The 25490-nt window shown below is 71.9% G+C and carries 25 protein-coding genes and 1 pseudogene; 11 read left to right on the forward strand and 15 right to left on the reverse strand.

Features of this window, described 5'->3' with window-relative positions; translation table 11 throughout:
- Window positions 1-10 precede the first annotated feature (10 nt).
- Window positions 11-1045, forward strand: coding sequence for a hypothetical protein (locus tag OG429_RS21625; RefSeq protein WP_328926945.1), 1035 nt, complete (start codon window positions 11-13; stop codon window positions 1043-1045).
- A 63-nt stretch (window positions 1046-1108) separates the two neighbouring features.
- Here OG429_RS21625 and OG429_RS21630 read toward each other — a convergent pair whose 3' ends face one another.
- The gene (locus tag OG429_RS21630) at window positions 1109-2659 is read right to left on the reverse strand and encodes a M28 family metallopeptidase (RefSeq protein WP_328926946.1); all 1551 of its coding nucleotides are present in this window, start codon (window positions 2657-2659) and stop codon (window positions 1109-1111) included.
- A 127-nt stretch (window positions 2660-2786) separates the two neighbouring features.
- Complete coding sequence (locus OG429_RS21635) at window positions 2787-3911, reverse strand: DUF5937 family protein (RefSeq protein ID WP_328926947.1); 1125 nt, start codon at window positions 3909-3911, stop codon at window positions 2787-2789.
- Between the two features lie 51 nt (window positions 3912-3962).
- Here OG429_RS21635 and OG429_RS21640 point away from each other — a divergent pair, with 51 nt between their 5' ends.
- A complete protein-coding gene (locus OG429_RS21640; protein ID WP_328926948.1) occupies window positions 3963-4163 on the forward strand; it encodes a hypothetical protein in 201 nt (66 codons plus the stop codon).
- On the opposite strand, the gene OG429_RS21645 is transcribed toward OG429_RS21640, so the two are convergent.
- From OG429_RS21645 to OG429_RS21670, 6 genes are all read right to left on the reverse strand, one after another.
- Window positions 4147-4884 carry a GntR family transcriptional regulator gene (locus tag OG429_RS21645; RefSeq protein WP_328926949.1) on the reverse strand — a complete coding sequence of 246 codons (738 nt, stop codon included), beginning with the start codon at window positions 4882-4884 and terminating at the stop codon, window positions 4147-4149. The two genes, OG429_RS21640 and OG429_RS21645, sit on opposite strands and share 17 nt — an antisense overlap.
- 89 nt (window positions 4885-4973) lie before the next feature.
- On the reverse strand, window positions 4974-5783 hold the full coding sequence (locus OG429_RS21650) for a type III pantothenate kinase (RefSeq protein WP_328926950.1): 810 nt from the start codon (window positions 5781-5783) through the stop codon (window positions 4974-4976).
- 3 nt (window positions 5784-5786) lie between these two features.
- The gene (gene nadC / locus OG429_RS21655; protein WP_328926951.1) at window positions 5787-6755 is read right to left on the reverse strand and encodes a carboxylating nicotinate-nucleotide diphosphorylase; all 969 of its coding nucleotides are present in this window, start codon (window positions 6753-6755) and stop codon (window positions 5787-5789) included.
- Window positions 6756-6757: 2 nt separating this feature from the next.
- Window positions 6758-8506 (reverse strand): L-aspartate oxidase, encoded by a 1749-nt coding sequence (locus OG429_RS21660; RefSeq protein ID WP_328926952.1) that lies wholly within the window; start codon window positions 8504-8506, stop codon window positions 6758-6760.
- On the reverse strand, window positions 8503-9498 hold the full coding sequence (panC, locus tag OG429_RS21665) for a pantoate--beta-alanine ligase (protein ID WP_328926953.1): 996 nt from the start codon (window positions 9496-9498) through the stop codon (window positions 8503-8505). Before panC ends, OG429_RS21660 begins: the two co-directional genes overlap by 4 nt.
- Window positions 9495-10400, reverse strand: a complete 906-nt coding sequence (locus OG429_RS21670; RefSeq protein WP_328926954.1) for a Rossmann-like and DUF2520 domain-containing protein — start codon at window positions 10398-10400, stop codon at window positions 9495-9497. Before OG429_RS21670 ends, panC begins: the two co-directional genes overlap by 4 nt.
- A gap of 98 nt (window positions 10401-10498) precedes the next feature.
- Here OG429_RS21670 and OG429_RS21675 point away from each other — a divergent pair, with 98 nt between their 5' ends.
- The 7 genes from OG429_RS21675 to OG429_RS21705 all read left to right on the forward strand — a co-directional run bounded on the left by OG429_RS21675 (window position 10499) and on the right by OG429_RS21705 (window position 14485).
- Entirely contained in the window at window positions 10499-11620 is a 1122-nt protein-coding gene (locus OG429_RS21675; protein ID WP_328926955.1) for a threonine aldolase family protein, read from the forward strand.
- Between the two features lie 175 nt (window positions 11621-11795).
- Window positions 11796-11981 carry a DUF397 domain-containing protein gene (locus tag OG429_RS21680; RefSeq protein WP_328926956.1) on the forward strand — a complete coding sequence of 62 codons (186 nt, stop codon included), beginning with the start codon at window positions 11796-11798 and terminating at the stop codon, window positions 11979-11981.
- A gap of 97 nt (window positions 11982-12078) precedes the next feature.
- Complete coding sequence (locus OG429_RS21685) at window positions 12079-12663, forward strand: hypothetical protein (RefSeq protein ID WP_328930365.1); 585 nt, start codon at window positions 12079-12081, stop codon at window positions 12661-12663.
- Between the two features lie 14 nt (window positions 12664-12677).
- Window positions 12678-12845 (forward strand): hypothetical protein, encoded by a 168-nt coding sequence (locus OG429_RS21690; protein ID WP_328926957.1) that lies wholly within the window; start codon window positions 12678-12680, stop codon window positions 12843-12845.
- 108 nt (window positions 12846-12953) lie between these two features.
- The gene (locus tag OG429_RS21695) at window positions 12954-13439 is read left to right on the forward strand and encodes a BlaI/MecI/CopY family transcriptional regulator (protein ID WP_328926958.1); all 486 of its coding nucleotides are present in this window, start codon (window positions 12954-12956) and stop codon (window positions 13437-13439) included.
- 11 nt (window positions 13440-13450) lie between these two features.
- Window positions 13451-13981 (forward strand): amino-acid N-acetyltransferase, encoded by a 531-nt coding sequence (locus OG429_RS21700; protein ID WP_328926959.1) that lies wholly within the window; start codon window positions 13451-13453, stop codon window positions 13979-13981.
- 165 nt (window positions 13982-14146) lie between these two features.
- The gene (locus tag OG429_RS21705) at window positions 14147-14485 is read left to right on the forward strand and encodes a histone-like nucleoid-structuring protein Lsr2 (protein WP_328926960.1); all 339 of its coding nucleotides are present in this window, start codon (window positions 14147-14149) and stop codon (window positions 14483-14485) included.
- On the opposite strand, the gene OG429_RS21710 is transcribed toward OG429_RS21705, so the two are convergent.
- Window positions 14464-15048 carry an SCO3374 family protein gene (locus OG429_RS21710; RefSeq protein ID WP_328926961.1) on the reverse strand — a complete coding sequence of 195 codons (585 nt, stop codon included), beginning with the start codon at window positions 15046-15048 and terminating at the stop codon, window positions 14464-14466. The genes OG429_RS21705 and OG429_RS21710 overlap by 22 nt on opposite strands.
- Window positions 15049-15535: 487 nt before the next feature.
- Here OG429_RS21710 and OG429_RS21715 point away from each other — a divergent pair, with 487 nt between their 5' ends.
- On the forward strand, window positions 15536-18061 hold the full coding sequence (locus tag OG429_RS21715) for an ATP-dependent Clp protease ATP-binding subunit (RefSeq protein WP_328926962.1): 2526 nt from the start codon (window positions 15536-15538) through the stop codon (window positions 18059-18061).
- Between the two features lie 81 nt (window positions 18062-18142).
- On the opposite strand, the gene OG429_RS21720 is transcribed toward OG429_RS21715, so the two are convergent.
- Together OG429_RS21720 and OG429_RS21725 are read right to left on the reverse strand one after the other, a co-directional pair.
- Window positions 18143-20329, reverse strand: coding sequence for an NACHT domain-containing protein (locus OG429_RS21720; RefSeq protein ID WP_328926963.1), 2187 nt, complete (start codon window positions 20327-20329; stop codon window positions 18143-18145).
- A pseudogene (locus OG429_RS21725) lies at window positions 20308-20607 on the reverse strand (hypothetical protein); the annotation flags it as partial. The pseudogene OG429_RS21725 and the gene OG429_RS21720, both read right to left, overlap by 22 nt.
- A 245-nt stretch (window positions 20608-20852) precedes the next feature.
- Here OG429_RS21725 and OG429_RS21730 point away from each other — a divergent pair.
- Window positions 20853-21404, forward strand: coding sequence for a M23 family metallopeptidase (locus OG429_RS21730; RefSeq protein ID WP_328926964.1), 552 nt, complete (start codon window positions 20853-20855; stop codon window positions 21402-21404).
- 67 nt (window positions 21405-21471) lie between these two features.
- Here the strand turns inward: OG429_RS21730 and OG429_RS21735 are convergent, their stop codons facing one another.
- From OG429_RS21735 to OG429_RS21750, 4 genes are all read right to left on the reverse strand, one after another.
- Window positions 21472-22689, reverse strand: coding sequence for a LamG-like jellyroll fold domain-containing protein (locus OG429_RS21735; protein WP_328926965.1), 1218 nt, complete (start codon window positions 22687-22689; stop codon window positions 21472-21474).
- Window positions 22690-22763: 74 nt separating this feature from the next.
- Window positions 22764-24080, reverse strand: coding sequence for a two-component system sensor histidine kinase CseC (gene cseC, locus OG429_RS21740; protein WP_328926966.1), 1317 nt, complete (start codon window positions 24078-24080; stop codon window positions 22764-22766).
- An 11-nt stretch (window positions 24081-24091) separates the two neighbouring features.
- Window positions 24092-24802 carry a two-component system response regulator CseB gene (cseB, locus tag OG429_RS21745; protein WP_328926967.1) on the reverse strand — a complete coding sequence of 237 codons (711 nt, stop codon included), beginning with the start codon at window positions 24800-24802 and terminating at the stop codon, window positions 24092-24094.
- Between the two features lie 29 nt (window positions 24803-24831).
- The gene (locus OG429_RS21750; RefSeq protein WP_328930366.1) at window positions 24832-25464 is read right to left on the reverse strand and encodes a hypothetical protein; all 633 of its coding nucleotides are present in this window, start codon (window positions 25462-25464) and stop codon (window positions 24832-24834) included.
- Between the last annotated feature and the right edge of the window lie 26 nt (window positions 25465-25490).

Here is a 25490-nt window from a genome sequence, read left to right on the forward strand (position 1 = left end):
TTTTCAGCCAGTGAAGACTGTGAAGTTCACAAAGGACATAACGATTGGTGCGATCGTCTGCGGCGTGATCATGGCGCTGGTGGCCTACGCCACTTTCGATTCCGCCAATTCGGTCGAAAAGGGAACCGCGCCCGCTGCGCCGCCTGTGGCGGAGGACATAGACCTGCTCGGCCGGGTCACCCGATTCTCCGCGGAATTCGGCACGACGGGCGGCTATCGCGCGCCCACGCAGGCCGAGAAGGCGATCATTGTCGAGGGTGTTTCCGCCCTTTTCGAGGGGAATGTAGATACGGCGCGCTCCCGGCTGGCCGAGGTGGACTACAAGCTCGACACCTTCACCGACACGGCCGGCGGACGCCGCTTCGCGGAGGTCTCCGACGGGGCGGGCCGGTCGGGTTCGGCCACCCGGGGCTGGGGCCGTGTCTACGTCGACCTCGACGGGCCCCCGCGCTGGTCGGTCCAGGTCCCGCACCCCGTCGCCGACCAGGGCACCGAGCGGCTCGGGGTCAGGGTGCTGCGCGGCGCCCCCGGCGGGGTCATGGTCATGGCGGGGGCCCACCGTACGGCGGGGACCGGCGCGGGCTCCGGGGCGGGCGCAACCGGTGACGAGGCGGACGACGGGGGCGAGGGGGGCGAGGGGGCGCCGGCCGACATGGCGCACCGCACCGACTCGGTCTTCCACGCCGTGATCGCGGAACTCGCCCGGCGCGGCCTGCCGGGCATCCAGCTGCACGGTTTCGCCGACAGCTCCGTCCCCGGCACCGACTCGGTCGTCTCCACCGGCGCGGGGAGCCGGGCGGTCGACGACGCCGAGCAGCTCGCCGAGAAGCTGGACGGGCAGGGCTTCGACGTGTGCCGGGCGTGGTCCGCCACCTGCAAGCTGTCGGGCCGGACCAACGAGCAGGGCCGGCTCGCCGCCGAGCACGGGACCCGCTTCCTGCACGTGGAACTGAGCAGGACCACCCGCTCCGGCTCCCGTCGGCTGGACAAGGCCGCCGAGGCGATCGCGTACGTCACCACGGGCTGGTCGCGGGGCGCCCCGTAGGAGACGGCGAAGGGGCCGGCACCCCGCGTGCGGGATGCCGGCCCTTCGGCCGCCTGGGTGTGACTACTGCCGGACCTCGTCGTGGCCCGTGTGCAGGCCACCGCCGCTGCCGCCGCCGGGCGTCGGTGCGGAGACGACCGGCTTCGAGAGCGGGGCCAGGTCGAAGGCGTAGTGGCCGACCGCGTCCGCGATGACGTCGACGTTGATGTCGAGCGCCTTCTGGTCGATGTTCGTGATGTCGTCACCCTTGGCGTGGTAGTTCACGTCGTAGGCGACGCCGGCCTGCCCGCCGAACTTCGCGGCTTCCTCCGGCGTCTTGATGCCCTCGGCGCCCGTGAACGTACCGCCCGACGGGATGCCGACCTCGATGAACGGGCCGTAGTCCGAGCGGCCGGAGAAGTCCGTGCCGGCGTGCGGGATCTTCTTGGAGTCGAGGAAGTCGTTGATCCCCTTCTCCAGCTGGGCGGAGCCCTCCGGGCCGGGGCCCGCGCCCACCCCGTCCGAGTCGTCGCCGTCGTACACGAAGTACGCGGAGTTCGGCGAGGCGATCATGTCGAAGTTCAGGTAGAGCTTGATCTGCTTCTTCTGCGCGTCCGTCAGTCCCGCGACGTACGCCTCGGAGCCGAGCAGGCCGTACTCCTCCGCCGACCACCAGGCGAACTTGACCTTGTTCTTGATCTTCGTCTGGCTGCTCGCGAGGCGCTGCGCGACCTGGAGGATGCCGGCCGAACCGGAGCCGTTGTCGTTGATGCCCGGGCCCGCCGCGACCGAGTCGAGGTGCGCTCCGAGGAAGACGGTGTTGTCCGCGTCCCCTCCGCGGGTCTCCGCGACGACGTTGTACGTCTTGCGGTTCTCGCGGAACTGGCGGATGTCGAGGGTGACCTCGACCGGGCCGGCCGCGGCGTCGGCGGCGAGCTTCTCGCCGTCCGCCTGGGTGATGCCGCCGGTCGGGACCTTGCCCGCGTTCGCGTCGCCGAGGGTGCCGTTCAGGGCGCCCGCGGTGTTGTTGTAGATGACCGCGCCGACCGCGCCGGCCGCCGCCGCGTTGGCCTGCTTGGTGGCGAAGGTGCAGCCGCCGCGCTTGACCAGGGCGATCTTGCCGGTGAAGGCGCCGGCGGCGAAGTCGCCGGGCTCGCAGCCGTTCGTACCGTCCGCGTCGACCGGCGCGACGGCGACCTGGGCGGTCACGCCCCCTTCGGGGGTGCTCGCCGTGTACGTCATCAGGTGGATCGGGACGTCGTGCGCGTTCGAGCCGTTCACCGTCATCTTCTCGGCGACGGTCTCGACGTAGACGAAGTCGAACTCGTTCCTCGTGACCTGGTAGCCGGCCGCCTTCATCACGGCCTCGACGTACTTGGCGGACTGCTCGTGGCCTTTGGAACCGGCCACGCGCGTGCCGTTGTTGTAGTCGGCGATCGACTGGAAGACCTTCAGGTGGTTGTAGGCGCCCTTGCCGGTCGCGTCCTTGACCAGCTTCCTGGCCAGCGCGTCACCACGCGCGGCGTCGCTCTGCGGGCTTCCGGTGGCACCGGCGGGCCCGGCGAGGAGCAGCGGGGAGACGAGGGCCGCGGCTGCCAGGGCGGCGGTTGCTGCGGCTATACGGCGAGAGGGCATGTAGGTCCTTTCACGGCAAAGTGCGAGCAGGCGGAACGGTGGACGCACGTTAAGCAGCGAGGAGCCACTCTGGCCAGAGTTTTAACTGATTCCGGTTCAGCAATTCCGCATATCGGCGAGCTTGCGTCTAACGGAGGATGCCCTCGATGAAGTCCGAACCGATGCGGGCGACCGCGGGCAGATCCAACTGATGCTGGGCATAACGCCCTTGACGCCGTGTATGGATCAGGCCGGCCTTTTTCAGTACGGCCAGATGCCGTGACACCTCTGGCGCGGTGATCCCGTACACGGTCGCCAGCTCGCTCGTCGTGTACGGGGCCCTGGCCAGACTCCGGCACAGCATCATCCGCATGGGATGGGCCAGCGCCTCCATCCGCCGCTGGAGCAGCTCCACCGATCCGGGCGAGGCCGCCAGTTCGGGGGTGCCGAGGGGATAGTGGACCACCGGCCGCCAGCCCGGCGCGTGCAGCACCAGCAGGTGCGGCCAGCCGAAGTTGGTCGGTATGAAGACCAGGCCGGGGCCCACGCGGGGGTCTGTGGCGGTGGTCGAGCCGTCGACCATCTTGTCGGCGGTGATGGTGGTGCGGGCCTCGTCGACGCCGAGCGCGCCCGAGACCTCCTTCAGCGCGGCCGGCAGCCCCTTGCGGCGCAGCAGCTCGGTCTTGTGCCGGGCGTCGGCGCTCTGCCCGGGCTCGACGCGCTTCCAGGTCTCGGCGAAGAACGCCTCGTCGCAGTCCTCCAGGAGCCGCCGCATCCACACCCGGACGGCAGCGGTGTCGTCCAGCAGGCGCAGCGAGAAGTTCAGCTGGCGGGGGCCGCGGGCGGCGGCCGTCTCCAGCGCCCTGGCCCGCGCCCCCGGGTCCGTGAGCGGGGAGGGCCAGCCACCCTCGTTGTACAGGGCCAGCCAGCAGTGCTCCAGGGCGGCCATCACGAACCGCTCGTCGTCCAGCCGGTCGAGTACGTCGAGCTCCTCGGCCAGCGTCGCGGCGGGCAGCCCGGTCCCGCCGGGGATTCCGGCGAAGGGCATGAAGATGTCGGCGAAGGAGCTCCGCCACATGAAGTCGCCCTCCAGCAGCCGGTCCGCGAGGCACGGGTCGAGGGCGGCGGCGGTGGCGGTGGTCCAGGAACTGAGCGCGGGGTGGTGGGCGGGCTGGGAGAGCGCGTGCAGGGCCATGCAGAGCTCCGCGAGCGGCGAGGGGGAGAAGGAGATCCGCTCGGCGGGGAGCCCGGCGATGTCGATGGTGACGCTCATCCGCCCATTCTGGGGGGTGCACCCCGGCAGCCCCGGGGTGAGGGTGGACATATGACCGCAATCGAGCAATACCTCATCGACACCTACCGGGCGTCCCAGCACGGCGACCCGATGCCCCCGCCGCCGGGGCGGGACGATCTCGCCGTGGCCCGCGGGGCCCGGTCGTACGAGCAGTTCCGGGCGGTACTGGACGGACGCCCGGGCAATCACCCCTGGTGGGCGGCCCTGCGCAGGCTCACGGCCCGAACGTGATCTCGTACGCGACCTCCGCGCGCCGGTCCGCGACCATGATGTCGGCCGTCTCCACCGGGCGGCCGTCCGCCGCGTAGTGCGTCCGCTCGATCTCGGTGATCAGGTCGCCGACGCTGATGCCGAGCAGATCGGCACGCGCCTGGTCCGCGCGCGCCGGCCGCGGGATCTCCGTCGCCGAGACGACCGTCACCCCGATCGCCCGCATCCGCTCGATCACCCCGGCTCCCTTCAGCGGCCCGTTCTCCGGCAGCACGACCGGCGTGCGGTCCGTGACCGCCATCGGCTCCCACGACTCGCAGGTCTCCACCGGCCGCCCCTGGGACAGGAACGCGTACGAGGTGACCACGCACGGGTCGCCCGGGGCGATGGCGAGGCGCGCCGCGATCCGCTCCGGCGCCGGGGTGCGGGGCCTGGACCGCGACTGCCACGTACCGCCGCCGTTGTCGCGGCCGCCCGGGCCGCTCAGCCGCCGCAGCCGGGAGCGCGGGATCCGCATCCGCCGGCGCGGGCCCCGGACGTAGGTGCCGGAACCGGCCCGGCCTTCGAGGAAGCCCTCGATGATCAGGAGCTCCATCGCCCGCTGCGCGACGCTCTGCCCGACCGCGTACTCCTCGGCGAACCGGGCCCGCGACGGCAGCCTGGCTCCGGCCGGCCATTCCCCGGCCCTGATCCGCTCCCGGAGCGCGTCGGCAATCTGCAAGTACGCAGTGTCACGAGGCATTTGGACAAGTTAACACCGCGCACATGCGCGTGCCCCCGGCTTCCGCACCCGCGATCGGGGGGAGCCGGGGGCACGCATCTGCCGCCCCGCTACTCGAAGTTGGGCGCGTTGCGCTCGTAGACCAGCCGCAGCCCGATCAGCGTCAGCCACGGCTCGTGGTCGTCGATCACCGAGGACTCGCCGAGCACGATCGGCGCCAGCCCGCCGGTGGCGATGACGCGGACGTCGTCCGGGTCGCCGTTCGGGCCCGCCAGCTCCTTGGCCATCCGGGTGACGATCCCGTCGACCTGCCCCGCGAAGCCGTACACCACGCCCGACTGCATCGCCTCGACCGTGGACTTGCCGACCACGTTGCGCGGCCGGGCCAGTTCGATCTTGCGGAGCTGGGCGCCGCGGATTCCCAGAGCCTCCATCGAGATCTCGATGCCCGGGGAGATCACCCCGCCCACGTACTCGCCCTTCGCGGACACCGCGTCGAAGGTGGTCGCCGTACCGAGGTCGACCACGATCGCCGGGCCCCCGTAGAGCTCGACCACCGCGACCGCGTTGACGATGCGGTCCGCGCCGACCTCCTTCGGATTGTCCATGAGGATCGGCACGCCCGTCTTGGTGCCGGGCTCCACGATCACCGCCGGCACGTCGCCGTAGTAGCGGCGGGTGACCTCGCGGAGCTCGTGCAGGACCGCCGGCACCGTCGAGCAGATCGCGATGCCGTGGATGCCGTCGCCCAGCTCGCTGCCGAGCATCGGGTGCATGCCCATCAGACCCTGCATGAGCACGGCCAGCTCGTCGGCCGTGCGCCGCGGGTCGGTCGAGATGCGCCAGTGCTCGACGATCTCGTCACCGTCGAACAGGCCCAGGACCGTGTGGGTGTTGCCGACGTCGATGGTGAGGAGCACGGGTTACACCGCCTCGCGCAGATCGAGGCCGATGTCCAGGATCGGCGAGGAGTGGGTCAGCCCGCCGACGGCCAGGTAGTCCACGCCGGTCTCCGCGTACGCCCGGGCGGTGTCCAGGGTCAGGCGGCCCGAGGACTCCAGCACCGCGCGGCCGGCCACCAGCGCCACGGCCTCGGCGGTCTGCGCGACCGTGAAGTTGTCCAGCAGGATCAGGTCGGCGCCCGCTTCCAGGACCTCGCCGATCTGCTCCAGGGTGTCGACCTCGACCTCGATCGGGACCTCCGGGAAGGCCTCCCGGACGGCCTTGAAGGCCTGCGCGACCCCGCCCGCCGCCACCACGTGGTTGTCCTTGACCAGCGCCGCGTCGGACAGCGACATGCGGTGGTTGACGCCGCCGCCGCAGCGCACCGCGTACTTCTCCAGCGCGCGCAGGCCCGGCGTGGTCTTGCGGGTGTCGCGGACCTTCGCCCCGGTGCCCTCCAGCACGTCCGCCCAGCGGCGGGTGGCCGTCGCGATGCCCGACAGCCGGCACATGATGTTCAGCGCGCTGCGCTCCGCCGTGAGCAGGTCGCGGGTGCGCGAGCGTACGGACAGCAGCAGCTGCCCGGCCGTGACCTGGTCGCCGTCCTCCGCGTGCCGCTCCACCTCGAAGGCCTCCGTGCAGACCACGGAGAACACGGCCTCGGCGATGCGCAGACCGGACACGACGCCGTCCTCGCGCGCGACGAAGTCGGCCACCGCCTCCGCGTCCTCGGGCACCGTGGCGACGGTGGTGACGTCGACGCCGCCGTCCAGGTCCTCGGAGAGCGCCATGTGCGCGATGTCCTCGACCTCGATGGGGTCCAGGCCCGCGTCCGCGAGCAGCTGGGCCAGCGCCGGGTCGAGGCCGCTCTCCTCGCCGTCACCGCAGGCGCAGTCGTCGCCGCAGCCGCCGTCGTTCTGGTCGATCAGGGGAAGTTCGGGGGTGCTCACGGTCACTGCTCCAGGCTCTGGGTACTCAGGGGGACGTGCACGGACGGGAAGTCCGCGGAGTCGGTGGGGACGACGACCAGGGCGCGCTTCTCGGTCGCCGAGAGCCGGACGACGAGGTGGCGGCGCCAGACGGCGTCGTCCCGGTCCGGATGGTCCTCGCGCCAGTGGCAGCCGCGGGTCTCCACGCGCCGCTGCGCGGCCGCGACCAGCACCCGGGCCACGCACAGCAGGTTCGTGGCCTCCCAGGTGTCCACCCCCGGTTCGGCGGTCTTGCCGTGCGCTTCGAGGTTGTTCAGGGCGGTCGCGTACAGGCCTTCGAGGGCCTCGGCGGCCGTCCGCAGCGACTCGGCCGAGCGCAGCACGCCCGCGCCGTCCGTCATGATCCGCTGGACCTCGTACCGCGCCTCGGCGGGCTGCAGCGGGCCGGTCGCGGGAACGGGTATGCCCGGGCCGTTGCCGGTGCGCGCCTGCGCGGTGATGTCGTCGGCGATCCGCTCGGCGAACACCAGGCCCTCCAGCAGGGAGTTGGAGGCCAGCCGGTTCGCGCCGTGCACACCGGTGCAGGCGACCTCGCCGCACGCGTACAGGCCGGGGACGGTGGTGCGCCCGTGCAGGTCGGTCCGTACGCCGCCGGACGCGTAGTGCGCGGCGGGCGCGACCGGGATCGGCTCGGTCACCGGGTCGATGCCGTGCGCGCGGCAGGCGGCGAGGATCGTCGGGAAGCGCTGCTCCCACATCTCGGCGCCGAAGTGCCGGGCGTCCAGGAACATGTGCCCCGCACCCTGCTCCTGCATGCGGCGGGTGATGCCCTTGGCGACGATGTCGCGCGGCGCCAGCTCGGCGAGCTCGTGCTGCCCGACCATGAACCGGACGCCGTCCGCGTCGACGAGGTACGCGCCCTCGCCGCGCACCGCCTCCGACACCAGGGGCTGCTGCCCCTCGGCGTCCGGGCCGAGGAACAGCACCGTCGGGTGGAACTGGACGAATTCCAGGTCGGAGACCTCGGCCCCGGCGCGCAGCGCGAGCGCCACCCCGTCGCCCGTCGACACCGACGGGTTGGTGGTCGCCGAGAAGACCTGGCCCATGCCGCCGGTCGCCAGGATCACGGCGGGCGCATGGACGGCGCCGACGCCGTCGTGCTGGCCCTCGCCCATGACGTGCAGCGTGACACCGGCCGTACGCCCCTGCGCGTCCTGCAGCAGGTCCAGTACGAGCGCGTTCTCCACGGTCTCGATGCCCGCGGCCTGCACGGCCTCGACCAGGGCCCGGGAGATCTCGGCGCCGGTGGCGTCGCCGCCCGCGTGCGCGATCCGGCGCCGGTGGTGGCCGCCCTCGCGGGTCAGCTCTATCTCCCCGGTCTCCGCGGAGGTGTCGAAGACGGCGCCGGCGGCCATCAGCCGCCGGACCGCGTCCGGGCCTTCGGTGACGAGCAGCCGCACGGCCTCCTCGTCGCACAGGCCGGCGCCCGCGACCAGGGTGTCTTCCAGGTGCTGCTCGGGGGTGTCGCCCTCGCCGAGGGCCGCGGCGATCCCGCCCTGGGCCCAGCGGGTGGAGCCGTCGTCGAGCCGTGCCTTGGTGACCACGACCGTGCGGCGGCCCGCGCCGGCGCAGCGCAGCGCGGCGGTCAGCCCCGCGACGCCGGAGCCGACGACCACGACATCGGCGTCGACCGACCAGCCGGGGGCCGGTGCGTGCAGCCGTATGCCGGTGCCTGCGCCGCCCGACTGGATGTCTCTGCCTGGGGTGCTCACGAATGTGCTCCGAATTCCAGTGGGATGTTGTCGATCAGCCGGGTCGTGCCCACCTTCGCGGCGACGGCCAGGACGGCCTGCCCCGTGAATCCGGGGCCGGCCTCGGTGAAGTCCAGCGGGTCCACCAGCGCCACGTAGTCCAGCTCGAGCGGCGGCTCGTGCCGGCCCGCCTCCTCCAGGATGTGGTGCGCGGCGGCCCGTACGGCGTCCGGCAGCCCGCAGCCCGCGACCGACACGGCGTGCGCGTCCGCGGAGGCGCGGATCTCGCCGAGCTTCGCCAGCGCGCTGGCGCGCTCGTCGCTGGCCGGGTAGGCCTCGGCGCGGGCCTGCAGCGCCGCCTGCGCGGCGAGCCGGTCGCGCCCGGCGAACAGGGCGCGGGACAGGGTCAGGGCGGTGCGCCGCTCGGCGGGGGAGAGGTAGCGGTTGCGGGACGACAGCGCGAGCCCGTCCTCCTCGCGGACGGTCGGTACGCCGACCACCTCGACGGGGAAGTTCAGGTCGGTCACCATGCGCCGGATCAGGGCCAGTTGCTGCGCGTCCTTCTGGCCGAAGAGGGCCAGGTCGGGGCGGGTGAGGTGGAGCAGCTTGGCGACGACGGTCAGCACTCCGTCGAAGTGGCCGGGACGGGTGGCCCCTTCGAGGCGCTCACCCATGGGTCCGGCGCTGATCCGCACCTGCGGGTCGCCGCCCGGGTAGACCTCCTCGACGGCAGGCGCGAACACCGCGTCGGCGCCCGCCTCTTCGGCGATCCGCCGGTCGGCGTCGAGGGTGCGGGGATAGCGGTCGAGGTCCTCGTTCGCCCCGAACTGCAGGGGATTGACGAAGACGGTGACGACGACCTGGCCGCCCCGGCCGGCCTGTTCGCGGGCGGCGCGGATGAGGGTGGCGTGCCCCTCGTGCAGGGCGCCCATGGTCATCACCACCGCCCGGCGGCCGGCGCGCGCGAGCCCGTGGAGCTCCTCGGCGGTGTGCAGCAGCAGGGGTTCGCTCATCGGGCGTCGCCGTCCTTGTCCGCGAGGACGCCGAGCAGGTCCTCGGCGAGCTCGGGCTTGAGCAGACCGTGCGCGAGGGCCCGGTCGGCGGTGGTCCGGGCCATGGCCAGGTATCCGGCGACCGCGGCGGGCGCGTGCTTGCGCAGCTCCGAGACGTGCGCGGCGACCGTGCCGGCGTCGCCGCGGGCCACCGGGCCGGTCAGGGCGGCGTCACCGGAGCGCAGCGCGTTGTCGAGGGCGGCGCCGAGCAGCGGGCCGAGCATCCGGTCGGGGTGCTCGACCCCGGCCGTGCGCAGCAGCTCCATCGACTGGGCGACCAGGGTGACCAGGTGGTTCGCGCCGAGGGCGAGGGCCGCGTGGTAGAGCGGACGGCTGTCCTCCGCGATCCACTCGGGCTCCCCGCCCATCTCGATGACCAGGGCCTCGGCGGCGAGCCGCAGTTCCTCGGGGGCGGTGACGCCGAAGGAGCAGCCGGCCAGGCGCTGCACGTCGACCTCGGTGCCGGTGAAGGTCATCGCGGGGTGCAGGGCCAGCGGCAGCGCGCCCGCGCGGCGCGCCGGGTCGAGCACGGAGGTCCCGTACCGCCCGGAGGTGTGTACGAGGAGCTGCCCGGGCCGGATCGCACCGGTTTCGGCGAGGCCCTCGACGAGGGACGGCAGCGCGTCGTCCGGCACGGTGAGCAGGACCAGGTCGGCGAGCTCGAACACCTGCGCGGGCGGAACGAGGGGCACGTCGGGCAGCATTCGTGCGGCGCGGCGCACGGACGCGTCGGAGACGCCGGATACGGCGACGGGCCGGTGCCCGGCCTGCTGGAGCGCGCGGGCCAGCGCCGGGCCGACCCGGCCGGCTCCGACGACGCCGACCGCCAGCCGGGCAGGGCGTGGCTGCTGTGTTGGGTTCACGCGGGAAGGGCCTTCCGTTCCAGTCCGCGGGGGGTACCGGACGATACGCCGCCATGCTAGCTCCTGGGCCCTTTGGCCGGTCGGCGATGATTCGGGCCATGGACGAGGACACCGAGCGCGAGAAGCGGCAGGTTGCGGCCTGGCGGGCGGCGGAGCGGAAACTCTCCCGCTGCCTGCGCGAGCCGACGGTGGCGGAGCTGCTGGCGCAGCTCGCCGAAGCCCCGTACGACATGGACCAGCCGGCCGACGTGTACGGGGACGGGGTCGTCGACGCGCTGGAACGGCGGGTCGCGGAGCTGCTGGGCACCGAGGACGCGGCGTTCTTCCCGACCGGGACGATGGCGCAGCAGGTGGCCCTGCGGTGCTGGGCCGGGCGGACCGGGAACCCGGTGGTGGCGCTGCACCCGATGAGTCATCCGGAGCGGTGGGAGGGGGAGGCGCTCTCGACCGTGTCCGGGCTGCGGGTGGCGCACCCGACGGCGGAGGCCCGCCAGCCGTCGGCGGCGGAGGTCGCGGACCTCGCGGAGCCGTTCGGCACCCTGATGCTGGAGCTGCCGCTGCGGGACGCGGGCTTCCTGCTCCCGACCTGGGAGGAGCTGGAGGCGCTGGTCGACGCGGCCCGGGAGCGGGAGGCGGTGGTGCACTTCGACGGGGCCCGGCTGTGGGAGTCCACGGTGCACTTCGGGCGCCCGCTGACGGAGATCGCGGGTCTGGCGGATTCCGTCTACGTCTCGTTCTACAAGTCGCTCGGCGGGCTGAGCGGGGCGGCGCTGGCCGGGCCGCGGGACTTCGTGGAGGAGACCAGGGTCTGGCGGCACCGGTACGGGGGCCAGGTCTTCCGGCAGTTCCCGCAGGCCCTGGCCGCGCTGGCCGGGCTGGAGCGGGAGCTCGTGCGCCTGCCGTCGTACGTCGCGCAGGCGCGGATGGTGGCGGGCGCGCTGGGGCCGGCGTTCGCCGCGTCCGGGATCCCGTGGTTCCGGATCAACCCGGGGTGTCCGCACACGCACCAGTTCCAGGTGTGGCTGCCGTACGAGGCGGACCGGCTGGCGCAGGCGGGTCTGCGCCAGGCGGAGGAGACGGGGCGGGTCCTGTTCCGCACCTGGTCCCGGGCCGCCGTACCGGGCCTCTCCCTGACGGAGGTGGAGGTCACGGCCCCGGGCCTCGCCTGGACCCCGGCGGACGTGGCGTCGGCGGTAGCGGAGTTCGCGGCGCGCCTGTAGGGACCCGGCCGCGCCGGCCCCTGCCGGGGGCCCGGCGGGTCCGTGCGGCGGCACCCCGGACCCCGGGAGGCAGTGGTGCGAAACTCCGAATTACCGGGAAGTCAGCGGTTCCGGCCGGTCACGGCGATACCGTCCCTCCGTGGAATGACACGCGACCGTGCCCGGAGGAGACACCATGACCGCTCAGCCCACGTGGCAGAAGTCCTCGTTCTGCGGTGAGGGGGACGCCTGCGTCTACGTGTCCGCCGCGCCCGGCACCCTGGTGCGCGTCGCTGACCACGCCGACCCCGCGCACCTCGTGCTCGCCACGACCCAGGCCGCCTGGGCCGAATTCCTCCGCGCGGTCAAGGAGACCGGCTGAGGGATCCGCCGCGCCGACCCCGTTCACCCTCAGGGGTTTTTGTCCGATTAGCGCGTATCTTCAGCCTATGCCCACGCCCTACGGATCCCGCGGCGGCATGGCGTTCAGCGCCGCTGAACTGCACGTGCTCAGGCGCTCGCTCGCCCACGCCCTTCAGTCCTCCTCGGCCCCCCTCGCGGCCGAGGAGGTCCAGGACTGCCTGCGCCTCGCGCAGTCGGTGGACGACGTGGTCCAGGAGGCGGCCCGGCTCAGAGCCTTCCTCGCGGAGGATCTGGCCCGCTACCGGGGCGCTCTGCCCGGCAGTCTCTCCGGCTACCTGCAACTGCTGCAGGACGCCCTGGCCGCCGGGTACGAGCCCGTGCCCGACGACCTCGCCGCACTGCGCGCCCTGCGCGCCAACCCGGTCGCGGCCGCGCTGCTGGACCGCGCCCAGGCCGTCCTGGAGCGCTCCGTACGGCGGCGGCTGACGACCGCCCCCGCGCCCCGGACCCGGCTGCTGGCCCTGGCCGGGGGCAAGGACGGGCAGCCGGGCCGTCCGGCGCCCAGGCCCAAGGAGCAGCCCCGCCCCGAGCGGCCGGGGAAGCCCGAGCAGCCCGGGAAGCCCATCCCGACGCCCGGCGAGGTGTTCCCGCCGCGCCGCAAGCCCACCCCGCCCCCGGCGGCCGAGCGCACCGCCGTGTAGCTACGCTGATGGGCATGGACTACGTCTCCGCGCTCGTGCCCCCCGTCGTGATGGCCGGGTTCTTCATCGCTCTCGTCGTGACGATCGTGAAGAGCCAGGGCGGCGCCAACAAGGCCAAGGAGGACGCGGCGGTCGACGCCGTGATCGCCCGGGCCGAGGCCGCCCGCCAGCCCCAGAAGTAGAACCCTTCGGCTATCGGGCGCAGGGCCTCGGGCCCCGCGTCCGATTTTTTGCGCGTTGGCGGGTCGAATAGTCGGGCAATTACCCACAAGCCGCACTATCGTGCTGTTGTGCCTCGCCCCTTGGGAGAACTCGAAGACGCCGTCATGACGCGGGTGTGGCAGTGGAACCGCCCGGTCACCGTTCGGGAAGTGCTGGAAGACCTCCAGCAGGAACGGTCCATCGCGTACACCACGGTCATGACCGTTATGGACAATCTTCATCAGAAGGGCTGGGTCCGCCGGGAAGCGGAAGGCCGCGCCTATCGATATACGGCGGTCTCCACCCGTGCCGCCTACTCGGCCGCACTGATGAACGAAGCCTGGTCGACGAGCGACAACCCCGCGGCCGCCCTCGTCGCCTTCTTCGGCATGATGTCCGCGGAACAGCGGGAAGCCCTCAGGGACGCCGTTCGGATCGTCCAGCACGACGACGAGTCCGCCGAGTCCGCGGCCGAGTCGGCGGCCGAGACCGCCGCCGAGTCCGCGGCCGAAGCCCCCGCGCCGGCCGAAGCCGAAGGGGACTCCGCCGAGCGTCCGGGCACACCGGGGCGATAACGTCCGGGGCCATGGGAGAGTTTTCCGCTGCACACGCAGAAACAGTCACGATCCGCCGTGCCCGCACCGGTGATGTTCCCGCGCTGAGGCGCCTGCTCGACCAGTACGTGCAGCAGCGGATCCTGCTCGACAAAGCCCCCGTCGTCCTTTACGAGGACATCCAGGAGTTCTGGGTCGCGGAACGCGACTCCGACGGCCAGGTCGTCGGCTGCGGAGCTCTCCACGTGATGTGGGAAGACCTCGCCGAAGTGCGCACTCTGGCGGTCGACCGCGACTTGAAGGGTGCGGGCGTCGGTCATCAGGTACTGGCGCAGTTGTTGCGGACGGCCCGCGAGCTCGGGGTGAGCCGGGTTTTCTGCCTCACCTTCGAAGTGGACTTCTTCGCGAAGCACGGCTTCGTCGAGATCGGCGAGACCCCGGTGGAGACCGATGTCTACATGGAGCTCCTGCGTTCCTATGACGAGGGCGTCGCCGAGTTCCTCGGTCTCGAACGAGTGAAGCCGAACACCTTGGGTAACAGTCGGATGCTTCTGCACCTCTGAGCGATCAACGCGGCTTTTCCGGCGTCCACCCGCCTGTGGCCTATGTCCGAATCGCGCACGTTTCCCTCCCTGTTGCGGTCTCGAACCTCTCGCCGGGGGGTTTGTGTTTTCCAGGCAAAAGCGGTTTCCTTTCCGCGTACTGCTTTTCTATGAAAGGAAATCCCGGTGGCACAGAAGGTTCAGGTCCTTCTTGTCGACGACCTCGACGGTGTCGAGGCGGACGAGACGGTGACGTTCGCTCTGGACGGCAAGACCTACGAGATCGACCTCACCACCGCCAACGCTGAAAAGCTCCGCGGTCTGCTCGACCCGTACACCAAGGGCGGCCGCCGCACCGGTGGGCGCGCCACCGCGGCCCGCGCCAAGGGCCGCGCCTCCGCGACGACCGGTAACCCGGACACCGCCGAGATCCGCGCATGGGCGAAGGAGAACGGTTACAGCGTGAACGACCGGGGCCGCGTCCCGGCCGAGATCCGCGAGGCCTACGAGAAGGCCAAGGGCTGACCGGACCGGATCGTACGGCGCCGTAGGCGGGCGCGGTGGCATTCCGTCGCCGCGGCGGCCACCAGGCGTACGAGATCGGGCCGACGGGTGGGCCCGGCGCCTTCCCCGAGGCCCGGCAGGGCGGGCAGCAGCGCCTCACAGCCCTGCTCGGGGGGTCGCAGCCACACGGCGGCTCCCCGGGGGTCGGGGGCCTCACCGGGGGGAGCGGGGGCGGTGATCCGGCCACCCGCACCCAGGCCGGTGAGCTCCAGGTCGACCCCGCCCCACTCCAGCCAGTCGAGCAGCCCCTCCAGCTCCTCCGCGCCCCCCGCGGCCACCAGGAACCGCATCCGGCGCCCCATGAGGGCCACCGGCCCGGTGGCGACGGGCCTGCGGAGCAGCGCCGCGCCGGCGTCGGACGGCAGCTCCAGCACGTCGAACCGGGTCCCGGTGACGAGCTGGCCGGGCGGGCCGCCCGTAACGGCCCAGCCGAGCACGCGCCGGTACCAGGAGGCGTGCGCGGCTTCCCCGGCCGGAACGCGGGGCAGCGGGACGGTGGGGGCGCCGACGGTGCTGAAGGCCATGTCCGGAGCAACTCCCCAAACGGCTGCGGGTTACGGCCGGGGCACCTCCCGGCGGCAGCCGGGAGAGTGACACACGGCACCCGGATCAATGCGGAACGTAAACATCCGCGGGGTGGAGTCCCACATTCGGGACGCAAGCGTGTTCGCCCTTAGCGGAGGGAAGTGGTGCCGCGGGCATGGAGTGTCAGTCCTTACGGGTAAGACATTCCTAGTGGATCGGGGCGACACGCTGATTTGAGCGGCTTCCGTTCGCCATCGGCGTACACGCATGACGGGTATCTGCCTGGCCTGCGGGAACATCGTCTCGCACCATCGGGTTGGAGCAGTTGTCGGCTCTTCAAGCCGGTTTTCCTCGCAGATGTGGGGGTGAGCCGCGGACGGATGTCGGCAGTTGGAATGAGCTGTCCCGCCCCGCGGGACTAGCATGCGGAAGGACAGGGCGGGGACCGACCCCGAACTGCCCGACCGCTCTGAGGAGCGATAAACGATGTTCGAGAGGTTCACCGACCGCGCGCGGCGGGTTGTCGTCCTGGCTCAGGAAGAAGCCCGGATGCTCAACCACAACTACATCGGCACCGAGCACATCCTCCTGGGCTTGATCCACGAGGGTGAGGGTGTCGCCGCTAAGGCCCTGGAGAGCCTCGGGATTTCGCTCGAGGCTGTTCGCCAGCAGGTTGAGGAGATCATCGGTCAGGGGCAGCAGGCCCCGTCCGGCCACATCCCCTTCACCCCGCGGGCGAAGAAGGTCCTGGAGCTGTCGCTCCGAGAGGCCCTCCAGCTCGGCCACAACTACATCGGCACCGAGCACATCCTGCTCGGCCTGATCCGCGAGGGCGAGGGCGTCGCCGCCCAGGTCCTCGTGAAGCTGGGCGCCGATCTCAACCGAGTCCGGCAGCAGGTCATCCAGCTGCTCTCCGGCTACACCGGCGGAGGCAAGGAGTCGGCCACGGCCGGCGGCCCGGCCGAGGGCACGCCCTCGACCTCGCTCGTCCTGGACCAGTTCGGCCGCAACCTCACCCAGGCGGCCCGCGAATCCAAGCTCGACCCGGTCATCGGGCGCGAGAAGGAGATCGAGCGGGTCATGCAGGTGCTGTCCCGCCGTACCAAGAACAACCCGGTCCTCATCGGCGAGCCCGGCGTCGGCAAGACCGCCGTCGTCGAGGGCCTGGCCCAGGCGATCGTCAAGGGCGAGGTCCCCGAGACCCTCAAGGACAAGCACCTCTACACGCTTGACCTGGGTGCCCTGGTCGCCGGTTCCCGCTACCGCGGTGACTTCGAGGAGCGCCTGAAGAAGGTGCTCAAGGAGATCCGCACCCGCGGCGACATCATCCTGTTCATCGACGAGCTCCACACCCTCGTGGGTGCGGGCGCCGCCGAGGGCGCGATCGACGCCGCCAGCATCCTCAAGCCCATGCTGGCCCGTGGTGAGCTCCAGACCATCGGTGCCACGACGCTGGACGAGTACCGCAAGCACCTCGAGAAGGACGCGGCCCTCGAGCGCCGCTTCCAGCCGATCCAGGTGGCGGAGCCTTCCCTCCCCCACACGATCGAGATCCTCAAGGGCCTGCGCGACCGCTACGAGGCCCACCACCGCGTCTCCATCACGGACGAGGCCCTCGTCCAGGCGGCGACGCTGGCGGACCGGTACATCTCGGACCGCTTCCTCCCGGACAAGGCGATCGACCTGATCGACGAGGCCGGCTCCCGGATGCGCATCCGCCGGATGACCGCGCCGCCGGACCTCCGCGAGTTCGACGAGAAGATCGCGGCCGTGCGCCGCGACAAGGAGTCGGCCATCGACTCCCAGGACTTCGAGAAGGCGGCGTCTCTCCGTGACAAGGAGAAGCAGCTGCTGGCGGCGAAGGCCAAGCGCGAGAAGGAATGGAAGGCCGGCGACATGGACGTCGTCGCCGAGGTCGACGGCGAGCTCATCGCCGAAGTCCTCGCGACCGCGACCGGCATTCCCGTCTTCAAGCTCACCGAGGAGGAGTCCTCGCGACTGCTCCGCATGGAGGACGAGCTCCACCGTCGGGTCATCGGCCAGAAGGACGCCATCAAGGCGCTCTCGCAGGCGATCCGCCGTACCCGTGCGGGTCTGAAGGACCCGAAGCGCCCGGGTGGCTCGTTCATCTTCGCCGGTCCGTCCGGTGTCGGTAAGACCGAGCTCTCCAAGACGCTCGCCGAATTCCTCTTCGGTGACGAGGACGCGCTGATCTCCCTCGACATGTCGGAGTTCAGCGAGAAGCACACGGTTTCCCGTCTCTTCGGTTCGCCCCCCGGCTACGTGGGCTACGAAGAGGGCGGCCAGCTCACCGAGAAGGTGCGCCGGAAGCCGTTCTCCGTCGTCCTCTTCGACGAGGTCGAGAAGGCCCACCCGGATATCTTCAATTCCCTTCTCCAGATCCTGGAGGACGGTCGCCTGACCGACTCCCAGGGCCGGGTCGTGGACTTCAAGAACACGGTCATCATCATGACGACCAACCTGGGTACCCGGGACATCTCGAAGGGCTTCAACCTGGGCTTCGCGGCCCAGGGCGACACCAAGACCGGCTACGAGCGGATGAAGGCGAAGGTCAACGAAGAGCTCAAGCAGCACTTCCGGCCCGAGTTCCTCAACCGCGTCGACGACACGGTCGTCTTCCACCAGCTCACCGAGGAAGACATCATCCAGATCGTCGACCTGATGATCGCGAAGGTCGACGAGCGCCTGAAGGACCGCGACATGGGCATCGAGCTGAGCGGTGACGCGAAGCTCCTGCTCGCCAAGCGCGGCTACGACCCGATCATGGGTGCCCGGCCGCTGCGCCGGACCATCCAGCGCGAGATCGAGGACCTGCTGTCGGAGAAGATCCTCTTCGGCGAGCTGCGTCCCGGTCAGATCGTGGTCGTCGGCAAGGAGGGTGAGGGCGACGACGCCAAGTTCACCTTCCGCGGCGAGGAGAAGTCGGCTCTGCCGGACCTCCCCCCGATCGAGGCCACGGGCTCCGGCCCGGACCTGTCGAAGGGCGCGTAACCACCGCGGGGCGGTAGCAGTACGAAGGGGCGGCCCCGGGACCGAGAGGTTCCGGGGCCGCCCCTTTTCCGCGAACGCGTTTTACGAACGGATCACCTTGATGTGCGAGGGGAGCAGGGCGCGGACGGCCGCCTCGTCGAAATCCCCGGACAGGACCCGCAGCCGGGGGAAGATCGCGGGCAGTCGGCGGGCGAGGTCCAGGCCACCGTCGAACGCCCGGGGCACGTGGAGCTCCTCCACCGACGGCATGCACAGGCCGTCGGGGGCGAGACGGAGGGCGGAGCCCGTGACGGCCAGCTCGGCCAGCTCCGTGAGCGGTGCGAGCTCCTGCCACTCGCCCGGGTGGCGCGGGGCCCAGCACTCCCCGAGGGAGACGGACCGCAGTCGGCGGTGGCGGGACAAGCCGACGGGTCCCGCGTCCTCGGGCGTCACCGAGTAGAGGTTGACGCTGTTCAGTGCCACTCCGGGGGCGAAGCCGTCCAGTGACCAGGGCGCGTGGGTGCCGCGGAGCACGAGGTCGCGCAGGGAGGTCCAGTCGGCGAGGACGGGGCCCAGCGGCAGGCTGCGGCCGCGCAGGTCGAGCACGGCCGACCGGACGGGCAGCCCCCTCAGCCCGTCCAGGTTCCGGAGCCCGGAGCAGTGCGAGATCTCGACGGAGACCAGTGCGTCCTGCCCCTTCAGGAAATCGAGGTCGGTGAGCAGGTCGTTGCCGCGCACGGTCAGGTACTCGGCTTTGACTTCCCGGAGGTACGCGGTGAGGGCCTCGCCCGTCACCTCGCCGACCACGTTCAGGTCCCGCCGGGGCGAGAAGTCGGCCAGGGCGGCCAGCTCCTCGTCCGAGACGGCCGTGACGTTCTGGTCCGGGGGAAGGAGGGAGATGACCTCCGCGGCGTACCGGCGCGTCTCGAAGCGCGGCCAGAGCCTGGCCAGCTCCGCGCGGACCTCGTAGGAGGGGTGGCCGCCGTAGCGGGCCAGGAAGGGGATCGCGCGCTCCGACAGCACCCCGCCCGCCGCCTGGACCGTGTACAGGGCCGCCGCGCCGTCGGGGGCCTCCTCGGGCGGCGGGAGCAGCTCCAGGACCAGCGGTCCGATCCGCCCCAGCTCGCGCGCCGTGCCCACGACGGTGGGCGGGATCAGCCGGCCCGCCTGCCGCTCCACCTCCGCGCGCAGTACGGGGTCCAGCTCGTCCGCGTACTCCAGGGAGGCCAGGGCGAGCAGGACCGACCGGTGCGAGCCGCGGGCCAGCAGCTCCCGGATGATCCCGGCGCGGTCGCGGGGGCGGCCCTGGGCCACCGCCATGCGGATGACGTCCTCCCACTGGTCGTCGTCCGCGTGGGCGGCCAGCTCGCCGAAGCTGCCCTCGTCCAGGGCCGCCCGGGCGCCCAGGAAGTCCTGGAAGGTGCGGTGGACGAACTCGACGGTGTCCGCCGTGGGCGCCCGCAGCAGCCCGGAGCGCTCCAGGAAGTGCCGGAACACCGCCGGGGCCTCGCCCAGTACGCGGACGGCGGGTACGGCGGGCAACGCGTCCGCGATCAGCGCCTCGGCCCGGTCCCGGTCCAGCTCGGTGCGCCCGTTGCGGATCAGCCAGTACGCGAGCCGCTGGAGCAGCTGGAGCTGGGGCTCCTCGGCCAGGTCCGGCAGCCGCAGGCCCCGCTCGCGGTCCCGGCGGTGCAGCAGCATCGACAGGGCGGCCGTGTAGAGCTCCTTGCGGCCCGAGGGCAGGAAGCCGCGCCGTTCGCGGTGCAGGGCGCAGATGAGCCCGCACAGCAGCGGATTGGTGGCCAGCCGGGCCAGGTCCGGCTTGGTGCGTACGGACTCCAGCAGCCGGCCCTCCAGCGCCGGGTCGACCGGTGCGGCCGCCGCGTGCCAGCGGGTGACGAAGGCGCGGACGTGGTCCGGGGTCATCGGGGTGAGGAGCACCTCGTCGAAGCCTTCCGCGCCGAGCCAGTCCTGCCGGACCGCCGAGGGCCGGGAGGTGACCAGCCAGCGGTTGCCCGGGTAGGCGGTGATCAGGTCGGCCAGCCAGTCGCGGGCCCGGTCCCGCTCGGCTGCCGGGATCTCGTCGAAGCCGTCCACCAGGAGCAGCGCGCGGCCGCCGCGCAGGACGCGGGCGGCCCAGCCGTCGGGGGCCGCCCCGTCCAGCGGGGTCGCCGCCAGGAACTCGCGCGGCGAGGGCAGCCGCTCGCCGTGGCGGTGAGGGTGCGCAGGGGGAGGACGTACGGGACGAGGCCCTCCCCGGGGCCGCGCGCGGCGGCGACGGCCAGCCACTGGATGAGGGTGGTCTTGCCGGATCCGGCTTCGCCGCGCAGCAGGATCCGGTGGTGCTCGGTGAGGAGCGCGTCCGCGGGCAGGGTGCGGCGGGCGACGCTCTCGCCCGGCTCGTCCGGCGCGGCGCGGTCGGCCTCCAACGAGACGTACGCCGCGGCCAGCGGCCAGCGGCCAGCGGCCAGCGGGCGGAGCCGGGGGCCAGGTCCAGGCCGAAGATGGTGAGGGCGCTTTGGGGGAGATCCAATGGCCCCCGGCCGGTGACAAGCCGCACAGGACAAATCGGACCTACTAGGAACTTTCGTAGATCCAAAGGTCCGATTTGCCCCGCCGTCGACCCGGTAAGGACAGGGTCAACAGGAGGGACGGCTGTGGTCGTACCTACGGCCTCCGGTAGTAATCGGGAGGTTTGGGGATGTCAGGGGGCGCGGGTTACCAAGGGTGGGCAAGCCCGGCACACCGCTCAGCGTGCCGGGTCACTTGATGCCCGAACCCGTCCTAGTCCCCGGCCCCGGAGGTCTCCTTCATGTTCGCGAAGCGCGTCATCACCCGTCGTACCCGTATCGCCGTCGGCGCAACCACTCTCGGTGCGGTGCTGGCTCTGGGGGCCGGGACGACCGCCGCGTTCGCCGACACGACGCAGACCTCCGCGAAGAGCGGCACCTGGAGCAAGCCGGTCGCGAAGTACACGCTGTCCGCGACCTTCGGCAAGGGCGGCAGCATGTGGTCCCACAAGCACTCCGGCCAGGACTTCGCCGTCCCGGTCGGCACCCCGGTCAAGGCCGCGGGCGCCGGCACCGTCGTGAAGGCCGGCCCGGGCGGCGGCGGTGACGGCCCGGCGTACGGCAACGCCATCGTGATCAAGCACGCGAACAACACGTACTCGCAGTACGCGCACCTCTCGAAGATCCAGGTCAAGATCGGGCAGAAGGTCTCCGCCGGCAAGCAGATCGCCCTGTCCGGCAACACCGGGAACTCCAGCGGCCCGCACCTGCACTTCGAGATCCGGACCACCCCGAACTACGGTTCCGCCGTCAACCCGGTGTCCTTCCTGCGCGGCGCCGGCGTCACCGTCTGAGCCGGCTGGACCAGCTGAACCAGCCGGACCAGCCGACCCGTCAGGTGCGTACGCCGCGCCTGACGCGTCAGGTCAGCAGCCAAGCGTGCGACGGCTTCGTCGTTGCCGGGAGCTTGCCGTCCTCGTACGCGGTGACCTGCTCCTGCGAGAACGCCGAGTCGTAGATCCGGACGTTGTGCATGGCCCCCTGCCACGCGTTGACCCAGATGTTGTGGTGCTTGGAGCGCCCCAGCTGGAGCGGTCCGGGGGCCTGCCAGATGCCCGGCACCTGTGCCTCGCCGGCCTTCTTGCCCTCCACGTAGAGGGCGATCGTCTTCTTCTCCGCGTCGTACGTCGCCATCAGCGTGGTGGGTGTCTTGACCATGGGCAGCCCCTCGGCGGCGACGGTCCGCGCGGTCGCCGCGGCGCCCTTGTCGCCCGTCTGCACCCGGAAGATCCAGGCCGGCTTGCCGTTCATCTCGTCGAGACCGAGCTCGAACGAGAACGACTCCCCGTCGCCCTGGCTCACGGCGATCCGCCCGCCCTTGGTGGCGGAGTTGTAGACGCGGGCCGTGACGGTGAAGCTCTTCGTCACGTCCACCGCCTCTTCGGAGGCCTGCGCGTACGAGTTCGCCGTCCCCTTCGAGATGATCTGGAACCGCTTGCCCACCGGCGCGATCTGCGTGTCGGCGCCCAGCCGGATGCCGATCTTGCCGTAGCTGTCGCGCAGCAGCGTCTGGTCACCCTCGACGGTGGGGGAGTACGGCGCCGGAGACTTCGACCCGGACGGATCACCCGGTGAGGCGGACGCGGACGCGGACGGGTTGTCGTCCGCCTTGTCCTGCTTCCCGTTGTCGCCGCTGAGCAGGAAGAACGTTCCGCCACCGGCCAGCAGCGCCAGTACGGTCACGCCGCCGCCCAGCATCCACAGCCGCTTGCGGCGCCGCTCGGCGTCGGAGCGGTCCGCCATGGCCTCCCAGTCCGGCTGGTCGCCGCCGGGTATGCCCGGCACCGCCTGCTGCGCCGGGGACCACGGGGCATGCGCCGCCGGGTCCTGCGCGTACGGATCCGGCTGGTACGCGCCCTGCTGGTACGGGTTCGGCGACCCGGGCTGCTGCGGGTAGCCGTAGCCACCGCTGTCCTGCGCGGGCGCCTGCGGCGGGAAGCCGTAGCCGCTCTGCACCGGCGAGCCGGGCGGGAAGCCGTAGCCGTCCTGGGCGGGCGGTCCCGGCGGGAACCCGTAGCCACCACTCCCCGGGGCGGGCTCGGGCTGCGGGTTGCTCTGAGGATTCGTGCCGTCGGTCATGCCACGGATGCTAAATCACAAGCCCCTGCCCCGTACCGTCCGGTCCCGACTCGGACAGTTCCGGGCCTTGGGCCCTAGCCCTGCGACAGCTTGATGACCGGGAAGCTTCCCGTCGCCGTCGGCGCGTGCTCCGGCAGCCACAGGACCGCCACCGCGCCCGCGGCCCTGCCCTCGCGCTCCGAGCCGCCCGGGGCGGCCACGTTGCGGAAGGTCAGCCGGGCGCCCAGCACGCGGGCCTGCCCCTCCGCGATGGTCAGCCCCAGCCCGTGCCCGACGCCCGCGCGGTCCGTCGACCCGGTCCGGAACCGGCTCGGCCCCTCGCGCAGCAGTGCCTCCGGGAAGCCCGGCCCGTGGTCCCGGATCCGCACGACCCGGCCCTCGACGTCGACCTGGACCGGTGGCCGCCCGTACCGCGCGGCGTTGGCCAGCAGGTTGCCCAGGATCCGCTCCAGGCGGCGCGGGTCGGTGCTGACGATCTCGTCCGCCACGATCCGTACGGAGGCCTCCGGCATCAGCGCCGTCACGCGTCGGCTCACGAACTCGCCCAGCGCCACGTCCTGGAGCTCCGCCCGCTCGGACGCGCTGTCCAGCCGGGCCACTTCCAGCACGTCCTCGACCAGCGCGCGCATGGCCTGCGCCCGGTCGCGCACCAGCTCGGTCGGCCGCCCCGGAGGCAGCAGCTCCGCGGCCGTGAGCAGGCCCGTAACGGGCGTGCGCAGCTCGTGCGCGATGTCCGCCGTGACCCGCCGCTCGGCCTCCAGCCGCTGCTGGAGGGCGTCGGCCATGGCGTCCACGGCCCGCGCGAGGTCGTCCGTCTCGTCCCGTACGACACCCCCGACCGCATCGCGCACCCGCACCTCGGGATCCCCGTGCGCCACCCGCTGCGCGGCCGTCGCGGCCTTGCGCAGCCGACGCGAGATCTGTCCGCCGATGAGCACGCCCAGCGCCGAACCGCCGATCACGACGGCGAGGGAGCCGACCACGAGCGCCCGGTCCAGGTCGCGCACCATGTTGGCGCTCTCCCGGAACTGCGTGTGCAGCGACAGCACCTGCCCGTTGCCGAGCGGTACCGCGGCCCACACCTCGGGCGCGCTCTTGGCGGACTCCTGGACGTACGTCCCGCGCCGCCCGGAGCGTGCCTTCTCCCGCAGCTGGGCCGGCAGTTCCGGGTCGTTGAGCTTGGCGCCCATGGGGGGCTTGCGCCCGGCCTCGGCGTTGCGGGAGATGAACTGCACGCGGTCCAGCTGCACCTCGCGGGCGCTCTCCAGCATCGACACGCGGGCAGCACTGTGCACCACCAGGCTCAGCGCGACCGCGGTCAGCGCGCCGACGGCGGCGATGGCGAGTGTGATCTTCCAGCGGATCCCCGTGCGCAGGGTGAAGCGCCTCATGCTCTGGTGCCTCAGGCCTTCAGCTTGTATCCGAAGCCTCGGACCGTCTCGATCCGGTCCTGCCCGATCTTGGTGCGCAGCCGCTGGACGTGGACGTCGACGACGCGGGTGTCGCCGCCCCAGTCGTAGTCCCAGACCCGCTCCAGCAGGCGGTCGCGCGACAGTACGGTGCCGGGCGCGGAGGAGAACTCCAGCAGCAGCCGCATCTCGGTCGGGGTCAGCGCCACGGCCGCGCCCGACTTGCGCACCTCCATGCCCTCCGTGTCGACCTCCAGGTCGCCGAAGGACAGCACCCCGCGCTCCGCGTCCTGGCCGTCGCCGCCGTTCGGACCGCCGTTCTGCGGGCCGCCGGCGTGGCCGAAGCGGCGCAGCACGGCGCGGATCCGGGCGACGAGGACCGAGCCGTCGAAGGGCTTGGTGACGTAGTCGTCGGCGCCCGCCTCCAGGCCCAGCACCACGTCGATGGAGTCGGCGCGCGCCGACAGCATGATCACGGGGACGGTGGATTCGTCGCGGATGCGGCGGCACAGGCTCACGCCGTCCATGCCGGGGACCATCACGTCGAGCAGGGCGATGTCGGGGCGGTCCGCCCGGAAGGACTCCAGGCCGGACAGACCGTCGGGCATGGCCGTGACCACGAACCCGTCGCGTTCCAGCGCCAGGGTCGTGGCTTCGCGGATGACGTCGTCGTCCTCCACGAACAGGACATGGGTCTCGGCCATGCGGAAGCCTCGCCTCGGTTCTTCGGTACTCAGTTCTTCTGGGTGATGGCCGGGGCGGGCTGGTTCCCGCTGTCGACCACGTTGCTGTACTCGGAGTGCACGCGGTCCTGCTCGGTGAACTTCTCTCCGTTCCACCGGTACGTGATCACGTCCTCGCCCGACGGATAGGCGAGGGCGTCGCTCTTTCCGTACACCTGCTTGGTGACCACCAGGTCGCCCCGGTCGATCTCCGCGTAGACGGGCGGCTGCTCGTCCGAGAAGACATTCTCGTACGTCGCGCCGTCCGCGCGGTACACGTACGAGCCCCGGCCCAGGGCGTCGGCGCAGGACAGGACGTTGACCACGATGTCGACGACGGCGCTGCCGGTGACCTTCCCGTAGCTCACGTCCACCGGGTACTCCTTGCCCGTGCAGGGCTTGAGGTCCCGTTTGATCTCGGCGCTGACCTTGGGGTCGGCCTTGAGGAGCGCCACCGGGTCGACCTTCTTGAGGGGCCCGCCGGAGGGGGCGGCCGAGGAGGCGTCGGGGGAGGGGGTGTTCGGGGTGGTCTTCGCCACCGCGTCGGTCCGTGCGGGCCCGCCGTCGCGCAGGCCGGTGCCGCCCGTGGCGCAGCCGACCGCGAACACGGCTGTGCCGACGAGGACGACCGTCCCCGCCGACATCATGACCAGCGAATACCTGCCGGTCA

It is taken from the genome of Streptomyces sp. NBC_00190 (assembly GCF_036203305.1).
Lineage (GTDB): Bacteria > Actinomycetota > Actinomycetes > Streptomycetales > Streptomycetaceae > Streptomyces.